The organism is Mycolicibacterium stellerae, assembly GCF_003719305.1.
GTDB classification, from domain to species: Bacteria; Actinomycetota; Actinomycetes; order Mycobacteriales; family Mycobacteriaceae; genus Mycobacterium; species Mycobacterium stellerae.
Genome location: NZ_RARC01000003.1, coordinates 152,973 through 169,037 on the forward strand (window position 1 = coordinate 152,973; position 16,065 = coordinate 169,037).

The 16,065-nt window shown below is 66.1% G+C and carries 18 protein-coding genes; 7 read left to right on the top strand and 11 right to left on the bottom strand.

The annotated features are described in order from the left end of the window. Positions 1 to 73 precede the first annotated feature (73 nt). Genes D6M19_RS06115 through nagA form a run of 3 tightly spaced genes read left to right on the top strand, consistent with a single transcriptional unit; the run spans position 74 to position 2,479 of the window. Positions 74 to 544 carry a PTS sugar transporter subunit IIA gene (locus D6M19_RS06115; RefSeq protein WP_123024293.1) on the top strand — a complete coding sequence of 157 codons (471 nt, stop codon included), beginning with the start codon at positions 74 to 76 and terminating at the stop codon, positions 542 to 544. Then, a complete protein-coding gene (gene nagB, locus D6M19_RS06120) occupies positions 545 to 1,330 on the top strand; it encodes a glucosamine-6-phosphate deaminase (protein ID WP_123024294.1) in 786 nt (261 codons plus the stop codon). Positions 1,331 to 1,339: 9 nt separating this feature from the next. Beyond that, positions 1,340 to 2,479, top strand: coding sequence for an N-acetylglucosamine-6-phosphate deacetylase (gene nagA / locus D6M19_RS06125; RefSeq protein WP_123024295.1), 1,140 nt, complete (start codon positions 1,340 to 1,342; stop codon positions 2,477 to 2,479). A 55-nt stretch (positions 2,480 to 2,534) separates the two neighbouring features. Here the strand turns inward: nagA and D6M19_RS06130 are convergent, their stop codons facing one another. The 3 genes from D6M19_RS06130 to D6M19_RS06140 are packed head-to-tail and all read right to left on the bottom strand — an operon-like array spanning position 2,535 to position 5,726. Further along, positions 2,535 to 4,346 (bottom strand): sulfatase-like hydrolase/transferase, encoded by a 1,812-nt coding sequence (locus D6M19_RS06130; RefSeq protein WP_123024296.1) that lies wholly within the window; start codon positions 4,344 to 4,346, stop codon positions 2,535 to 2,537. Further along, positions 4,339 to 4,812, bottom strand: coding sequence for an SRPBCC family protein (locus tag D6M19_RS06135; RefSeq protein WP_164478349.1), 474 nt, complete (start codon positions 4,810 to 4,812; stop codon positions 4,339 to 4,341). Before D6M19_RS06135 ends, D6M19_RS06130 begins: the two co-directional genes overlap by 8 nt. Continuing rightward, positions 4,809 to 5,726, bottom strand: a complete 918-nt coding sequence (locus tag D6M19_RS06140; RefSeq protein WP_123024297.1) for a LysR family transcriptional regulator — start codon at positions 5,724 to 5,726, stop codon at positions 4,809 to 4,811. Before D6M19_RS06140 ends, D6M19_RS06135 begins: the two co-directional genes overlap by 4 nt. Before the next feature lie 111 nt (positions 5,727 to 5,837). Between D6M19_RS06140 and D6M19_RS06145 the strand changes: the two genes are divergently transcribed. Genes D6M19_RS06145 through D6M19_RS06160 form a run of 4 tightly spaced genes read left to right on the top strand, consistent with a single transcriptional unit; the run spans position 5,838 to position 9,123 of the window. After that, on the top strand, positions 5,838 to 7,118 hold the full coding sequence (locus tag D6M19_RS06145) for an aromatic ring-hydroxylating oxygenase subunit alpha (RefSeq protein ID WP_123024298.1): 1,281 nt from the start codon (positions 5,838 to 5,840) through the stop codon (positions 7,116 to 7,118). Continuing rightward, the gene (locus D6M19_RS06150) at positions 7,115 to 7,438 is read left to right on the top strand and encodes a hypothetical protein (RefSeq protein WP_123024299.1); all 324 of its coding nucleotides are present in this window, start codon (positions 7,115 to 7,117) and stop codon (positions 7,436 to 7,438) included. The genes D6M19_RS06145 and D6M19_RS06150 overlap by 4 nt, the downstream gene beginning before the upstream one ends. Before the next feature lie 6 nt (positions 7,439 to 7,444). Further along, on the top strand, positions 7,445 to 8,275 hold the full coding sequence (locus D6M19_RS06155) for a TauD/TfdA dioxygenase family protein (protein ID WP_123024300.1): 831 nt from the start codon (positions 7,445 to 7,447) through the stop codon (positions 8,273 to 8,275). After that, on the top strand, positions 8,272 to 9,123 hold the full coding sequence (locus D6M19_RS06160) for a TIGR03619 family F420-dependent LLM class oxidoreductase (protein WP_123024301.1): 852 nt from the start codon (positions 8,272 to 8,274) through the stop codon (positions 9,121 to 9,123). The genes D6M19_RS06155 and D6M19_RS06160 overlap by 4 nt, the downstream gene beginning before the upstream one ends. 81 nt (positions 9,124 to 9,204) lie before the next feature. Here the strand turns inward: D6M19_RS06160 and D6M19_RS06165 are convergent, their stop codons facing one another. The 8 genes from D6M19_RS06165 to D6M19_RS06200 are packed head-to-tail and all read right to left on the bottom strand — an operon-like array spanning position 9,205 to position 15,929. Further along, positions 9,205 to 9,807: a TetR/AcrR family transcriptional regulator gene (locus D6M19_RS06165; RefSeq protein WP_123024302.1), complete on the bottom strand. Its 603-nt coding sequence runs from the start codon at positions 9,805 to 9,807 to the stop codon at positions 9,205 to 9,207. Between the two features lie 10 nt (positions 9,808 to 9,817). Then, positions 9,818 to 10,984, bottom strand: a complete 1,167-nt coding sequence (locus tag D6M19_RS06170; RefSeq protein ID WP_123024303.1) for a lipid-transfer protein — start codon at positions 10,982 to 10,984, stop codon at positions 9,818 to 9,820. After that, entirely contained in the window at positions 10,981 to 11,439 is a 459-nt protein-coding gene (locus D6M19_RS06175) for a MaoC family dehydratase (protein ID WP_123024304.1), read from the bottom strand. The genes D6M19_RS06170 and D6M19_RS06175 overlap by 4 nt, the downstream gene beginning before the upstream one ends. Further along, the gene (locus D6M19_RS06180; RefSeq protein WP_123024305.1) at positions 11,436 to 12,548 is read right to left on the bottom strand and encodes an acyl-CoA dehydrogenase family protein; all 1,113 of its coding nucleotides are present in this window, start codon (positions 12,546 to 12,548) and stop codon (positions 11,436 to 11,438) included. The genes D6M19_RS06175 and D6M19_RS06180 overlap by 4 nt, the downstream gene beginning before the upstream one ends. Positions 12,549 to 12,580: 32 nt before the next feature. Further along, positions 12,581 to 12,991, bottom strand: coding sequence for a Zn-ribbon domain-containing OB-fold protein (locus D6M19_RS06185; protein WP_123024306.1), 411 nt, complete (start codon positions 12,989 to 12,991; stop codon positions 12,581 to 12,583). Beyond that, a complete protein-coding gene (locus D6M19_RS06190) occupies positions 12,991 to 13,566 on the bottom strand; it encodes an FAS1-like dehydratase domain-containing protein (protein ID WP_123024307.1) in 576 nt (191 codons plus the stop codon). Before D6M19_RS06190 ends, D6M19_RS06185 begins: the two co-directional genes overlap by 1 nt. Continuing rightward, positions 13,563 to 14,762, bottom strand: coding sequence for an acyl-CoA dehydrogenase family protein (locus tag D6M19_RS06195; protein ID WP_123024308.1), 1,200 nt, complete (start codon positions 14,760 to 14,762; stop codon positions 13,563 to 13,565). The genes D6M19_RS06190 and D6M19_RS06195 overlap by 4 nt, the downstream gene beginning before the upstream one ends. A gap of 3 nt (positions 14,763 to 14,765) precedes the next feature. Further along, positions 14,766 to 15,929, bottom strand: a complete 1,164-nt coding sequence (locus D6M19_RS06200) for a cytochrome P450 (protein ID WP_206428470.1) — start codon at positions 15,927 to 15,929, stop codon at positions 14,766 to 14,768. Positions 15,930 to 16,065 lie beyond the last annotated feature (136 nt).

The window sequence follows — 16,065 nt, forward strand, 5'->3', positions numbered from 1 at the left end:
GCGCCAGCGGTAGCTTAGACGAGAACCCGCGAAGTTGAGACCCGGTTGCGAGCACACTCGTATTGTTTGGTGGGTGAGCAAGACACTGGTCCAGGCCCCGGTCGCGGGGCGCGCAGTTCGGCTCGAGGACGTTCCCGACCCGGTGTTCTCTCAGGGGATGGTTGGCTACGGAGCCGCGGTCGATCCTCCGCGCGGGGTGGTGGAGGCGGTCGCACCGGTCAGCGGCAAACTGCTCAAGCTCATGCCGCACGCCTACATCGTCATGACATCCGACAACGTCGGCGTTCTGGTCCACCTCGGTCTGGACACCGTCGCGCTGAAGGGTGAAGGCTTCACCACCCACGCGGCACAGGGCGACGACGTCGCCGCGGGGCAGCTCATCATCACCTACGACGTCCCCGCCATCGAAACCAAGGGGCTCAACCCGATCGTTCCCGTCGTGGTCATGGACGAACGTGAATCCGACAACGTCGTGCCATCGGAAGCGGTTGCCTCAGGTGCGGAGATCGACTCCGGCGCAGCGCTTTTCACCGCGAACAAGTAGATGGAAGTCGTCATCCTGTCCGGCGCCGAGGAGATCGGCGCCGTTGCCGCCGACGCGATCGCCGACCTGTTGCACCGCAAGCCGGCCGCGGTGCTCGGTCTTGCCACCGGATCGTCCCCGCTGGCGATCTATGACGAGCTGGCGGCGCGCTGCGAGGCCGGCGCGATTTCGTTCCGGCAGGCGCGTGGTTTCACCCTTGACGAGTACGTCGGCCTGCCCGCCGACCATCCGCAGCGGTATCGCACCGTCATCGAGGACGTGTTCGTGTCGCGGGTGGATTTCGCACCCGGAGCCGTCGAGGGTCCTGACGGCCTTGCGTCCGACATCCCCGCTGCCTGCGCGGCATTCGAGAGCGCGATACAGGCGGCGGGCGGCGTCGATCTGCAGATCCTCGGGATCGGCACCGACGGGCACATCGCATTCAACGAGCCGGGCTCCTCGCTGGCGTCGCGCACCCGGATCAAGACGCTGACCAGGCAGACGCGCATCGACAACGCCCGCTTCTTCGATGACGACCTGGACGCGGTGCCCACCCACTGCCTGACCCAGGGCCTGGCGACGATCATGGCGGCCAGGCATGTGATCCTGGTGGCCACCGGCCGCGGCAAGGCCGAAGCCGTGCACCACCTGGTCGAGGGCGCGGTCAGCGCGCTGTGGCCGGCCACCATCCTGCAGCACCACCCGCACGTCACGGTGCTGCTCGACGATGCCGCCGCCCGCCGTCTTCAGCTCGTCGACTACTACCGCGAGACCTATCTCTCGAAGCCGAAGTGGCAGGGCATCTGAGGCATCGCCATGCTGATGACCGCCGATACGCTGCTGACGGGCCGGGAGTTGTTGCGGCCCGGCTGGATTGAGGTTTCCGACGGCCTGGTCGCTGCGGTGGGAGCCGGCCCCGCGCCGCGGCCCGCCGAGCGCGATCTGGGCGCGGTGACGGTGGTGCCGGGCTTCGTCGACACACACAGCCACGGCGGGGGAGGAGCGAACTTCTCTGCGGCCGAACACGCCGACACCCGCACCGCCGTGACGTATCACCGCAGGCATGGCACCACCACGCTGATCGCCTCCCTGGTCACGGCCGGTCCGGACGACCTGCTGCGTCAGGTCGAAGGGTTGGCCGCCGACGTCAGCGCCGGCCTCCTCGACGGAATCCATCTGGAGGGTCCATGGCTGTCCACGCAGCGGTGCGGCGCTCACCAGCCTGCGCTGATGCGCGATGCCGACCCCGCCGAGATCGACCGCGTGCTGGAGGCTGGCGGCGGGTCCGTCGCGATGATCACCATCGCGCCGGAACGCGACGGCGCCCTTGCGGCGATCCGGCAGATCGTGGATGCGGGTGTGGTGGCCGCGGTCGGCCACACCGAGGCGACGTATGACCAGACTCGGGCGGCCATCGACGCGGGTGCGACGGTGGGCACGCATCTGTTCAACGCGATGCGACCGATCAACACCCGTGAACCGGGGCCGGTCATTGCGCTGCTCGAAGACGCAAGGGTGACAGTGGAATTGATCACCGACGGGGTTCACGTCGATCCGGCGTTGTATCGACATGTCTGCCGATGCGCCGGACCCGATCGCGTGTCGTTGGTGACCGACTCGATGGCGGCGGCGGGCATGAGTGACGGCCGCTACCGGCTGGGGCCGCTGGCCGTTGACGTCGTCGGTGGGGTCGCGCGCGTCGCGGGCACGGAGACCATCGCCGGCAGCACCGCGACGATGGACCATCAGTTCCGATTCGCCGTTGAGCACTCCGGATCGGCCCGTGACGACGCGTTGCTGGCGGTGGTGCTGCAGGCCTCGATCAATCCCGCACGGGCGCTTGGCTTTCCGTCCGATGGCCTGGTGCCGGGCGCCTCGGCCGACCTGGTGGTGCTCGACGCAGAGCTGGCGGTCACCGGCGTGCTGCGCCGCGGCGAGTGGTGCTCGCCTTCCTGAGGGATTTCGGCGCGCTGACATACGCTGAGCGCACGCGAACGCGCCGAAATCGCGGCTATCTGCCGAGTCGGGTCAGCATGCGGCGCACTACGCCCTCCGGTTTGGCGGGCGGGCGCCTGCCGACATAGGGCCACGGATTGTTTCGCTCGGGCACCGACGACGCCCGCGCCTGCTTGAGTTGCGTCCGCAGGTGTTGCCGCAGCTCGAGCAGCTTCGGGTCGGACCACCGATTGTCGGCCTCGACAGGATCGCCGGTCAGGTCGTAGAGCTCCCATTGGTCGTCGAGCGGTTCCGTTCGGTAGGCCTCACCGCCGAGTCCGTTCGCGGCGAGGTGACGCACGCCCGGCTCGGTCCACGTCGCCGGATCGTCGAAGGTGCGCACCAACTTCCATAGGTGTCCCGCCCCGCCGGGTGCGTCGGCGTCGGAGACCGAGACCACCAGACCTTCGAAGTTGGCCGAGACGTGAGCGGGCACCTTGATGCGCAGCGGTGCAGGCGGATTCGCGGTGCGGCCGAGTTGACGGGCCAGGCCTGAGGCGCCGGTGTCGCCTTCGAGCACGTTGTCGCGGGTCATCAGATAGATCGGCCTGCCCTCGTCGGCGCGGGCCCCGTCGACGACCGGCATCAGGTCACGGCCGGGCAGCGGATGCACCTCCGAGAAAGACTCGGCCAGTGTCCGGGCCGTGGCTTCCACATCCACGCCCGCCGCGCCGAGCAGGGTCGGGACCAGGTCGACGTGCGACGTCGGCGCCGAGACGGTGCGCGCTGCCGTCGCGCGCTCACCGATGCGGGCGACGACGAACGGCACCCTGGTGGCCTCGTCGTAGAGGTTGAACCACTTCTGGTGCAGGCCGCCGTGCGCGCCGAGCAGATCGCCGTGGTCAGAGGTGCGGACCAGCACGGCGTTGTCGGATCCGCCGTCGGTGACGGCGCGACGCACTCGGTCGATCGGGCTGTCGACTTCGGCGTGCAGGCGGTAGTAGAGATCGCGGTAGCGTTGCGCATTCCGTTTGTAGGTGCGGCCGATGGCCGGGGCGGGGCCGTATCCGGAGTAGTACGCCTCCCTGAACGCGATCTGTGCGGCAGGTTTGGTCGACAGGTCCTCGTCGGCGGTGGGTGGCGGCGGCACATTCGGCGGGTCGTTCGGCGAGGGCTTCAGCGGGCTGCGACGCACCCACGCCGGAAACAGCACGATGTCGTGTGGGTTAACGAAGCTCGCGACGAGCAGGAACGGACGCAGCGCTGCGCGATCACCGGCGCGGCGCCGCGCATAACGGTCGGTCAGCCACCCGACGACCCGCTCGGCGACGAGCGGGTCACGCCGAAATCCACTGTTGGACATGGCCGCTCCGTGCGGCTCGGGGCCGACCCAGCCGGAGAAACCGTAGCGCGCCAGCGGATCGGCGTCGAGATAGCGCTGCACGGCGGCGGAGTCGACGACCCCGTCGTCGTCATTGGTGGCCAGCGGTTTGCCCGTCGCCGGATCCTCCAGGTCGGCGTGCGAGATGTGCCACTTGCCGTCATAGTGGGTGTCATATCCTGCGGCGCGAAACCAGTTTCCGAGCGTTGGCACCTCACCTGCGCGCAGCCAGCGCAGGCGAGAGTCGTCGTAGCGCTTGCCAAGGCCATCGGTCTGGGTGACGCCGTGCAGGTCCGGGTACTGGCCGGTGAAGATCGTCGGCCGGCTCGGCACGCAGGCGAGCGAACCGGTGTAGTGCCGCGTGAAGCTGACCCCGTTGTCGTCGAACCAGCGGCGACCGCCGAGGGTGCGTTGCCGCCAGTCCAGTACGTCGGCCGACTCGTAGGGCGGGATTGCGCGTTCCTCGTCGGTCATGACGATGACGACGTCGGGTCTGCGGTCAGACATGGGTGTCCTCCAATCGATGAGCAAGCCCGGCCAGCAATCGGTCGGACGTGCCTGCCAGTCCGCGGCACGCCATCCACTCCACGGCACCTGAAAGCGGTCCCGCGTCGACCTCCACTGTGCTGGTCAACGTGACCAGCGTCGCGGACGCCTTCGCCGCAAGCGTCCAGCGGTTCACCGCCGTGCGCACCCGGGTCGGTAGGCCCTCGATGCGGTAGGCCAGCGTGACCGGCGGGTCGAAGTCGATGATGCGCTCCACAAAGGTGTTGCGCCCGACCTGCACGCGGCGGGTGGTACCCAGCGGCCCGTCGGGGCCGTGGCGCAGGATGCACGAGTGGTCGACGTCGTCGGCCCAGGAACTCAGGGAGCCGAAGTCGGCGAGCACGTCCCAGATCGCTTGCGGTGACGCCGCAATGGTTCGGCTCCGGATGATGCCTGACACTCCGTCATCCAACACGGCTCTGTTCATTCTCGTGCCGTGTTCTCGACGATGATCTCGCACGCCGCCTCGTAGAAGGCACTGATGAGCGTGGAGAACGACAGCTCGAACGGGTAGATCATGTGCACCTCGAGCGGTTCCAGACTCCAGTCGGGCAGCACAGGTACCAGGCTGCCGTCGCGCAGCTCTGCGGTGCAGATGATCTGCGTGGGCATCGCGCCGATCCCGAGCCCCGCAAGGATGTACTCCTTGCAGACCTGAAAGTTGTTGGCACGGGCGCGGACCGTCGGCGCCAGCTCGTGTCGCCGCTTGTTCTTCGACACCGTCAGCTTGCGTGGCCCCGCGAAGCCGAAGTCGATGAACGGCAGCGCGTTCAGCTGCGTCGGCGCGGTGAGCGGTTCCTCCAGGTTTCGCACGAAGTCCGCTGACGCGCACAGAAAGAGCTCCAGATCGAAGACCTTGCGGGCGATCAGCGTCGAGTCCTGCAGCGGCCCTGTTCCGAAAACCACGTCGAAGCCGTCCTTGACGGGATCGACCATGGTGTCGACCAGCCGGATGTCGAGGCGGGAGCGGGGATAGCGCTGCAGGAAGGTAGCGCCGACCCGCGACGCGTAGTCGATACCGACGAAGACCGGAATCGCGACCTTCAGCTCACCGCGCGGCTCCTGCCTGCTGCCCTCGACAAGTGCCCGGACGCCGTTGGCCTCGGTCATGATGTTCACGGCGTAGGCATAGACCTGCTCGCCGAGGTCGGTGACGGTCAGCTGGTGGGTGTTCTTGCGCAGCAGCTTGATGCCGAGGTCGGACTCGAGCTTCGTGAGCTTTCGGCTGACGGTCGACTTGGGCATCCCGAGCAACGCTGCCGCCTTCGACAGGCTGCGGCTCTCCACCACCTTGCCGAATACCAGCAGGGCATGCACGTCGAAGGGCAGGTTCTGTTCCATGTACCCCTTCCCTCGGCGTGCTGCTGTTCCAAATATGCAACAGGGTGTTGAGCTTTTGCGTCTGTTTCGACTAATCGACCAGCTGTTACGTTCGGCCAGGAGGTGGGCCTCATGAGTCACAACAGCCTGGTGACCAAACCCGCAAGCGGACATTGGACCGACGACTATCCAGAACTCGGCCGCGGTCCGGTGTCGCTGGAGGACTGCGTTTCGCCCGAGTTCTACGAGAAGGAACGCGAGCATGTGTTCCGCAAGACGTGGCTCTACATGGGCCGCGTCGAGCAGGTGCCCAAGTCAGGCAGCTATTTCACCCGCGAGCTGAGGTTCCTCAACACCTCGATCATCATCGTGCGCGGCCGCGACGACGTCATCCGTGCTTTTCACAACATCTGTCCGCACCGGGGCAACAAGATGTTGTGGGAGGACGACCCGTTCCAGGAGGTGTCCGGCCGCGCGCCGCTACTGTACTGCCGCTTTCACGGCTGGCGCTACAAACTGGACGGCACGCTGCACGCGGCCACCCGCACGGATCTGCTGCTCGACTTCGACGCCGACGCCTGTCGGGTGCCTGCCATCCAGTGCGAGGTGTGGGAGGGGTTCATCTTCATCAACCTCGACCCGCACAACACCGAGCCCGTGCGGTCGTTTCTCGGCGAGCTCGCACACGGCATCGAGGGCTATCCCTTCGCAGGGCCGCACCAGGTCTACAGGTTCAAGGCCGAACTGCAGTGCAACTGGAAGATCTTCCTGGACGGATTCGCGGAGAGCTACCACGGGCCATACCTGCACGCCTCATCATTCGGCGCTCTGACCGCAGAGGCCAGAGACGCGTTCGATCAACCGAACCCGTTCACCGATGCGCTGGCCTACCAGCTCAAGGGCCCGCATCGGATGTTCTCCTTCTCCGGCGAGCCGTCCCGAAAAACGCCGTACTCCAAGCCGATCGAGTGCGTTTTCGAGGCCAGCGCGGCCGGCCCGTGGAACAAGCGGATCGACAGGGGGCCGATGCCGCCGGGAATCAATCCCACCCGGTCGGAAAAATACGGCTTCGACTCCTATCAGTTCTTCCCGAACTTCGTGCTGATCTTCGGCGCCTCCGGTTTCACCGTGCACACCCACTGGCCCACCGGACCGCACTCCCACATCTTCGAGACGGAGGCGTATTACCAGCCGCCCACATCGCACAAGGAGCGACTGGGCCAGGAGCTGACGATGACATTCCTCAACGACATCATCCTCGAAGACGCCAGCCCGTCCGAGGGTTTGCAGGCGATGCTCAACAGCGGTGCGCTGACCCACTTCACGATGAACGACGAGGAGATCCTGCTGCGCCATCTGCACAAGGTCGTCGGCGATTACGTCGAGGGCGGCGAGAAGGCGAAAACACCATGAATGCCACTCTGCCGCAGGAGTTTTCACATCTCGAGCACCTGGTACCCGAATGGGCGATCGAGGACGGGCACGAGCGATACGTCAAGCGCGTCAACAGCTCCATGGAAGAGATCAAAGCGTTCTACGACGAGGTGTTCCCGGTCGCCGATGAGGCGGTCGCGTACATCGACAAGTTCGACTACTCCGAACCGCTGCCCGACGACGTCGCCAACCTGCGCAACCTGCTGTACTCGCTGATCACCGTCTCACTGGCGGTGGAACTGTGGAAGCAGCCGCGGGTGAAGCACTCGGCCAACACGATTCTCACGAGGGTGAGCTGATCCGCCATGGGACTGACATCTGCACAGCTCGACATCGTCGACCTCACCCCGAGAATCGGCAGCGAGATCCGAACCGATCTCGACACGCTGCTCAGCGGCCGGGCGGCCCGCAGCATCCGCGACACCCTGGAACAGCGTGGCGTGGTGTTCTTCCGCGGTCTGGACATCGATGACGAGCAGCAGGTCGCGATCGCCAAGACGCTGGGCGCGATACCCGAAAACGAAGGCCAGGGCGGCATTTACAAGATCTCGCTCGACAAGAACGTGAACCAGCGAGCCGAATACTTGAAGGGCTCGATGTTCTGGCACTTCGACGGGTCGCTGCAGCCCTACCCGAACCTGGCCACGCTGCTGCGGGCGATCAAGCTCTCGGACACCGGCGGCGAAACCGAGTTCTGCAACACCTACGCCGCCTACGACGATCTGCCGCAGGCCGACAAGGACTACATCACCGAACTACGCGTCGTGCACAGCGCGGAGCGATCGCAGTACTACGTCCGGCCCGAGATGAGCCACGAAGAGATCGCCTTCTGGCAGAAATCGCCGACGAAGGCGTGTCCGATGGTGTGGACGCACCAGTCAGGGCGTAAGTCGCTGTTGCTCGGCGCCACCGCGGACTACGTGATCGGACTGCCGGTCGAGGAAAGCCGCGCGCTGCTGGCCCGCCTCCGCGACTGGGCCACCCAGCCGCAGTACGTCTACCGGCACGAGTGGCAGCCCGGTGACCTGCTGATGTGGGACAACACCGGCACCATGCACCGGGTGCTGGAGTATTCCGTCGACAGTGGCCGCCTGATGCATCGCACCATCCTGGCCGGCGAAGAGCCACTGCATTGAAGCTTGCCATCGCCACGCCCGTCGTCACCAACGTCGCCGGAGCGCCGCTGACGTGGGAGAGAGACGCGTCGATCGAGGAGATCGGCCGAGTCGCCGAGACTGCGGATCGGCTTGGCTATCACCATCTCACGTGTAGCGAGCACATCGGGATCCCCGCAACCGAGGCGGGCAGGCGCGGCTCGCGCTACTGGGATCCGCTCGCCACGCTGGGCTATGTATCGGCGCGCACCAAACAGATCCGGTTGGCGACCATGACGCTGGTGCTTGGATACCACCACCCGCTGGCGATCGTAAAGCGCTACGGCACACTGGATCACGTCAGCGGCGGCCGGGTCATCCTCGGCGTCGGGGTGGGCACCCTCAAGGAGGAGTTCGACCTTCTCGGCGCACCGTTCGACGATCGAGGTGACCGAGCCGACGATGCGCTGCGGGCACTGCGTGCGGCATTGGCGAGCAACGAGCCGGTGTATGCGGGCAAGTACTACTCGTTCGGCGGCTTGATCGTCGACCCGTGCGCGCTTCAGGAGCGCATGCCGATCTGGATCGGCGGCCGGACAAGGCGGTCGCTGCGGCGTGCGGTCACCCTCGCCGAGGGCTGGTGCCCGTTCGGTATCTCGCTCGACACCGCCGCCGAATGGCTTGCGGCGCGCGAACTTCCGCCGGGGTTCGAGGTGGTGCTGCCCGCCGACCACCTGCTTGACCCCGTCAAAGAACCCGAGGCGACGAAAGAGACACTGGCCGCCATGGCCGCCGCGGGGACGACGACGGTGTCCGCGCGGTTCGTCCACCACTCGCTGGAGCACTACCTCGAGCAGGTCCACGCGCTCGCCGAGCTGAACCCCACCTAGCCCTTCTCTGGCGAGCAGGCGCAAAAGTACCCTCAGCCACGGCTTTTGGGGTACTTTTGCGACTGCTCGCGAGGGGGAGTGTCAGCGTGCGCGGGGCGGCCGGTCCGGGGCGAAGCCTCGAACCACATGCGATCGCACGAAATCGGCGACCACCCTCGCGTCGTCCAGATCCAATGTCGCCGACGGCGTGCTGAACAACGAGAAGAGCATGCGCGCATACCACTCGCCCGCCGCCACCACATCGAGGTCCTTGCGTACCTCGCCGGTGAGCTTCGCCGCGGCGAGGTACGGCGCCAGGAACTCGGCGCACTCACGCAACAGCAATGCGGCGTTCTTGGTGAGCAGCAAGCTCACCTCGTCTTCGTCGAAGTATGCCTCCGGCTCGATGACGCGTCGGGCTCTTGTCACGAAGACCCCCGCCCGAACCAATTGGTCCTCCAGCGTCTCGCCTTTGCGCATCGCCGCGGCCATCTCGCGGTAGAACTTCTGCGAAGCGCCCTCCGCGCATGCCTCGACGATCTGTGCCTTGTCGCGGAAATACTCATACACTGTGCTGCGCGAAACATCTGCGGCCCTGGCGATGTCGACGACGGTCGTCTTGTCCAGGCCATGCCGACGGAAGCAGTCGAACGCGGACTCGATGATGAGCTCGCGGGTATCGGTTGCCGTCGATGCTGAAGTCATGGCGGCCGTGTCAGTCCGTCGCGAGGATCAGTGCGCTCGTCGGCACACCGGTTCCGGATGTGACAAGGACATGCTCGACGCCGTCGACCTGGTTGTAGGAGGTGCCACGCACCTGCCGGACGCCCTCGGTGATGCCGTTCATGCCGTGGATGTACGCCTCGCCGAGCAGACCGCCGTTCGTATTGATCGGCAGTTCCCCGCCGAGGGAGAGCCGTTCGATCGTCGCGAAGTCCTTGGCCTCACCGCGACCACAGAAACCGAGCTCCTCCAATTGGGCGAACACGAACGGGGTGAAGTGGTCGTAGAGGAACGCGGTCTGGATGTCGGTCGGCTTGAGTTCCGAATCGCGCCAGAGCTTTTCGGCGACGACGCCCATTTCCGGTAGACCCGTGATGTCGTCGCGGTAGTAGCTCGTCATCATCTCGCCATCTGCGGCCGCGCCCTGGACCGCTGCGGTGATCACCGCGGGCGGTTGGGGAAGGTCGCGCGCACGCTCGGCGCTGGTGACGACGATCGCGACGCCGCCGTCGCTCTCTTGGCAGCAGTCGAGCAGGCGCAGAACGGGTTCGATGACCCACCGCGACTTCTGATGGTCCTCCAGCGTGATCGGCCGTTGGTAGAACCATGCGTCGGGATTGCGGGCCGCGTGCGCGCGGTCGACGACGGAGATCCTGCCGAAGTCCTCATTCGTGACGCCGTAGGTCGACATGTACCGCTGGGCGTGCAGCGCCACCCACGCCGCGGGCGTCAACAACCCGAAAGGCGCGTAGTTCGCCATGAACAACGGTGTTTCGCCCGTCGGCCGCGCACCCGAACCGCCGAACCGGAACCCGGACCGCTCGTTGAATGCGCGGTAGCACACGACGGCGTCGGCCGTACCCGTCGCCACCGCCATGGCGGCCTGCACCACCGTGCCCGCCGCGGCCCCGCCGCCGTGGTGCACGCGGCTGAAGAACGTCAGGTCGCCGATGCCGACGTTTCGGGCGATCTCGATCTCGTCGCTCGAGTCCATGGTGAACGTGACCATGCCGTCGATGTCGCTCGGCGCCAGCCCGGCGTCGTCGATGGCGGCTTTCACCGCCTCGCAGGCGAGTTGGAGCTCGCTTCGGCCGGACTCCTTTGAGAATTCGGTCTGGCCGATGCCCGCGATAGCGGTCTGGCCGCTCAGGCCGCTCACGCCACCCTGTCCTCGAGCAGGCTGACGGTCGCCGTGCCCGACACGTGGTCGCCGAGGCTGTTGCTGCCTCGGAACTCGACCTCGATGAGACCCTCGCCATCGGCGGAGCCCTCGGACTTGCCGGTGACGGTGCCGGTGAATCGCAGCGGATCGTCGGGAAACGCGGGCACACCCAACCGGATCGCCAAGCGCTTCACCATCGCTTCGGGACCGGCCCAGTCGGTCAGAAACCGCACGCACAGCCCGTTGGTGGTGAGGATGTTCATGAACATGTTGGGCGAGCCTTGCTTTTTGGCGAACTCCGGATCGTGGTGCACCGGCATGAAGTCGCGCGACGCGATGGCCGCCGCGACGATGACCGTTGCGGTGACGGGGATCTCGAGGGGAGCCACCTGGTCGCCGACGTCGATGTCGCGCCAGTCCAGCGTGGCGGTGCGGAACTTCGTGGTGGTCATAGGTCTCCTCCTACATATGCGGCGGCGAGGCGCGCAAGCTGCGCCGAGGCCGAGCCGAGCGTCAGCTCGTTGTGCTTGGCCCACAGGAAGTAGCGGAACAGGGGATAGGTGGTGTCGATGCCGATGCCGCCGTGCACCTGCTGAGCGGTGGCCGCGACGCGCGAGCCCGCATCGGCCGCCCAGAATTTCGCGATGCCTGCCTCGCGGCCAGGCAGCCCACCCTGATCGAGGCGCCAGGCGGCCTGCCACATGGTCCACCGGATGGCCTCGACGTCGATGAAGGCGTCGGCCATCCGCTGTTGCACGGCCTGGAAGCTGCCGATCGGCCTGCCGAACTGCTCGCGTTCGGTGGTGTAGGACGCGGCCATCCGGAGCGCGCGCTCCGTCACGCCGAGTTGGATCGCGCACAGCCCGACAAGCGCACGCGCATAAAGTGATTCGAGGAGCCCGCGGCCGTCGTCGGCAATTCGATCGGTTGCGAGAGCACCGTCGAGGATGACGTCGGCATGCGGTTCGCCGTTTGTCGTCACAACAGGCCGGATCTCGATGCCGTCGGAGTCAGCGCCGACGAGGAAGACCCCGACGTCACCGTCGTCGAGCGCGGCCGGGATGAGGATGGTGCGGGCGAGCTGCGCCGCGGGTACCAGCTCCTTGGTGCCGTGGAGACGCCAGCCGTCGCCGTCGCGACGCGCTGTGGTCGCCGGCCGGGTCGGGTCCGAGCGGCCCGGTTCTGCCAAACCCGCTGTGAGTAGCCATGAGCCGTCGATGACAGAGGGAAGGTACCGCTGCCGCTGCGCGTCGTCGCCGTAGCGGGCGATGGTGTCGGCGCCGAGTAGCAGGGTCGCGTAGACCGGCACCGGCGCCACGCTCCAACCCACCTCCGCGAGAAGCAAAGCCAACTCGACAAAGCCTCGGCCGCTGCCGCCCACATTCTCGGGCAGCGAGATTCCGAGCAGGTCGGCTGTCGCCAGCTCACGCCACAGCTCGGCATCGTGGCGCACGTCGCCGCCTTCGAGCTCGGTGAGATGTTCGGGGGTGACGCGGTGCTCGAAGAGCTGACGCGCAACCTTGGCGATCGTCTCCTGGTCCTCGGTTAAGTCGAAATCCATATCCATCCGCTCCTCGGGTGCGCGGGCGCCGCCTACCTGGCCGGGCGGAACTGGTGCAGGACGATGTCATTCCCGTCGATGGTGTCGAACGTCTCGTAGAAGACCTCGACGGGCATGCCGACTTCGACGTCGGCAGGGGCGATTTCGCACAGATTGGACACCAGCCGCACTCCTTCGTCGAGCTCGACGAGCGCGACGATGTACGGGTATTCCATCAACGGCATTGGCGGGTGCTGCGGCATCACGTAGCTGTACACGGTGCCGTGACCCGTGGCCTCGATGGTGTCCCAGTCGAGCGAGTTGCACGACGGGCACATCGGCCGCGCCGGCTGGCGCAACGCCTGACACGCTGTGCATCGCTGGATCAGCAGCTTGTTCTCGCGCAACCCGTTCCAGAAGAACTCGTTGTCCGGGCTTGTCGTCGGAGCCAGCCTCGTCGCCATCAGTCCCGAGCCGTTCCGGCGGCGGGGGCCGTGTTGGCCTTGAAGCGGAAGACCCGAAACCGCTGCCGCCCCAAGACCTCACCGTGCTGGTCGGTGTAGGTGGACAACCAGGTGACGAAATGGCCCGTGCCAAGCGAGGTCTTCTTCTCGTCGGAGACGTCCTCGTACTCCTGCGTCACCGAGATCACGTCGCCAAGACGCGGATAGCGCTCGATCTCGAACTCGGAGTTGGTCGCGACGATGCCGGTGAAGCCGGCCTCTTCGATGAACGCGGCCGGATTCTTGCTCTTGTCCATTTCGATCGGAACACCGCCACGCTCGGCGATCCCCTCGATCTTGGGTGCGGGCATCGTCCACGCCTGCAACATCACCGGTGGAGAGACGATGCCGCCGAACCGCGACTTCTCCGCGAAGTCCGGATCGAGGTACACCGGGTTCATGTCGGCGAGCGCGTGGGCCCAGTGCCGGATCATCGGCTGGTTCACCGGGTCCGGCGCTACCGTCGGCTTACCCGACCCGCCGGTCGGCTGCCCGACGAGCGCATCGAGCTTTTTTCGGAACTCGGCGTCAGTCACTTCGCATCTCCGTTCTGGGAAGCCCGCAGATCACGTGGTGCGCGTGGCATGAAAAGCCCGGCCATCGCGATGATGTCGCGCTGAAGCTCGTTTGCGCCACCGCCGAAGGTGTTGATGACCGCGGTCCGGTAGGCCGACTCGAGCGCACCGCGCAATGGTGCGTCTTCGCCCTTGCGCGTACCAGCCCGATCCAGCACCTCGAGCAGTTCCCGCGCGACCTGCTGCGTCAGCTCGGTGCCGAAAACCTTCACCGCCGACGCCTCACCCATCCCGAGCACGCCCTTCGTCATCGCCGCGTTCACCCGCAGGTTCATGATTTTGTAGGCGGCGACCTGCGCCTCCACCCGGGCCAGTGCGTGCCGCACCCACGGCTGGTCGATCACGTGGCCGTCGTCGAGTTCGGTGGTCTGCGCCCACGTCAACGTCTTCTCGAACAGCGGCTCCAGCGCACCCATGTTGCCCAGCGCGGCGCGTTCGAAGTTCAGCTGTGTGGTGATCAGCCGCCAGCCTTCGTTCACACCGCCGACGATCGATGACGCGGGAACCCGGACGTCGTCGTAGAACGTGTAGAACGTGGACACGCCCGGCATGGTGTGCAGCGGCTTCCACGAGAACCCCGGCGATGACGTCGGCACGATGAAGATCGAAATGCCCTTGTGCTTCTTGACTCCTGGATCGGTGCGCGCCGCGAGCCAGATGTAGTCGGCGTACGCCGCGCCGCTGGTGAACATCTTCTGACCGTTGATGACGTAGTCGTCGCCGTCGCGCACCGCTGCGGTGCGCAGCGACGCCAAATCGCTTCCCGCCGACGGTTCGGAGTAGCCGATCGCGAACTCGACGGTACCGTCCAGAATCGACGGCAGAAACTTCTGCTTCTGCTCCTCGGTACCGCAGCTCGCCAGCGTCGGCCCGACGGTGTTCAGGGTGACCAGCGGTATCGGGGTGTTGAGGCGTTGCGCCTCTTCGAAGAAGATGAACTGTTCGAGGGCGGTAAACCCTCGTCCGCCATACTCTTTGGGCCAGCCGACGCCGAGCAGATCAGCGGCGCCGAGCGCTCGCACGCACTCCTTGACCGCGTCGCCACCCTCCATGCGGTTTGCGACGGCGGCGATGCGTTCGGGCGTCATCACCGTCTCCAGGGATGACCGGATCTCGCTGCGCAACTGCTTCTGCTCGGGCGTGAAGTCCAGATGCACCGGTCAGCCCCCCGACCCGAGTCGCACCGGCATCCGCTTGACGCCGGGCACCATGGTGGCCCTCATCCGGTCGACATCGCCGACAAGCTCGAGATCGGGATACCGACCCAGCAGGACCTCGAAGAAGACGCGGGCCTCGAGCCTGGCCAGCTGGGCTCCGACGCAAGAGTGCTCGCCGCAGCCGAATGCTATGTGCGGGTTGGGATGTCGGGTGATCTTGAAGTCCTCGGCGTCGGAGCCGAATATCTCTTCGTCGCGGTTCGCGGAGCCGTAGAGCATGACGACCACGTCGCCCTCGCGAATGAGTTGCCCGCGAATCTCGACGTCGGCGGTTGCGGTCCGCGCCATGTGCGTCACGGGGGTGGTCCAGCGCAGCATTTCCTCAACCGCCGCGGGGATCAGCGACGGGTCCTTGACGAGCTGCCTGCATTGGTCTGGATGGTCGATGAGGGCCAGCGTGCCGAGCGCGATCAGGTTACGGGTGGTCTCGTTGCCCGCCACGAGCAGCAGGAAGGCGAAGTTCAGCAGATCGTCATCGGTCAGCGTGGCGCCGTCGACCTCAGCGGTGGTCAGCACCGACAGCATGTCGTTTCTCGGCTCGGCACGCCTGGCGGCGATGAGCTGCTGAAAGTATCCGAACAGCTCGCCGACGGCGACGAGCGCATCCATTTCGATCTCCGGGTCGGCGTTCCCCGTGCACGCATCCGACCAACGTCGGAACTGTTCCCAGTCGTCGGGCGGCGCACCAAGCAGTTCGGCGATCATCCTTGTCGGCAGCGGTGCGGCGAGCTCTTCGGCGAACTCGTGGGTGGAGCCCGACGTGACCTCGTCGAGGATCCCATAGACGATCTCGCGCACCTTCGGCTCGAGGATCGCCACCTGCCGTCGGGTGAAACCGGTGTTGATCAGCTTGCGCATCTGACGGTGCCGCGGCGGGTCGGTGAAGATCAGGTTGCCCTCCTGCACCGGGTTCGGCATCACCGGGTCGGGGATGGTGATGCCCTTCGTCGAGGAGAACGTGTTCGGGTTGGTCGACACGTACCGGATGTCCTCGTACTTGAGCAGCGCCCAGAACTCGGTGACGTCGTTCCAGCACACCGGTGCGGTGGCCCGCAGTTCCTGGTACGCGGGATAGGGATCGCCGATGAAGAAGTCGGGGGAATGCAGCGGGAACGTTGTAGGCAACCCCCGGCCTCCTCGACATCGTTGTCGGACAGAGTAGTGGCATCTGTTCGATTCCCTCTGTGTCTACTCGTCGCCAGTTTCACTGTCAATAGCCGGTGATCTGTTGGTTCACAACCCA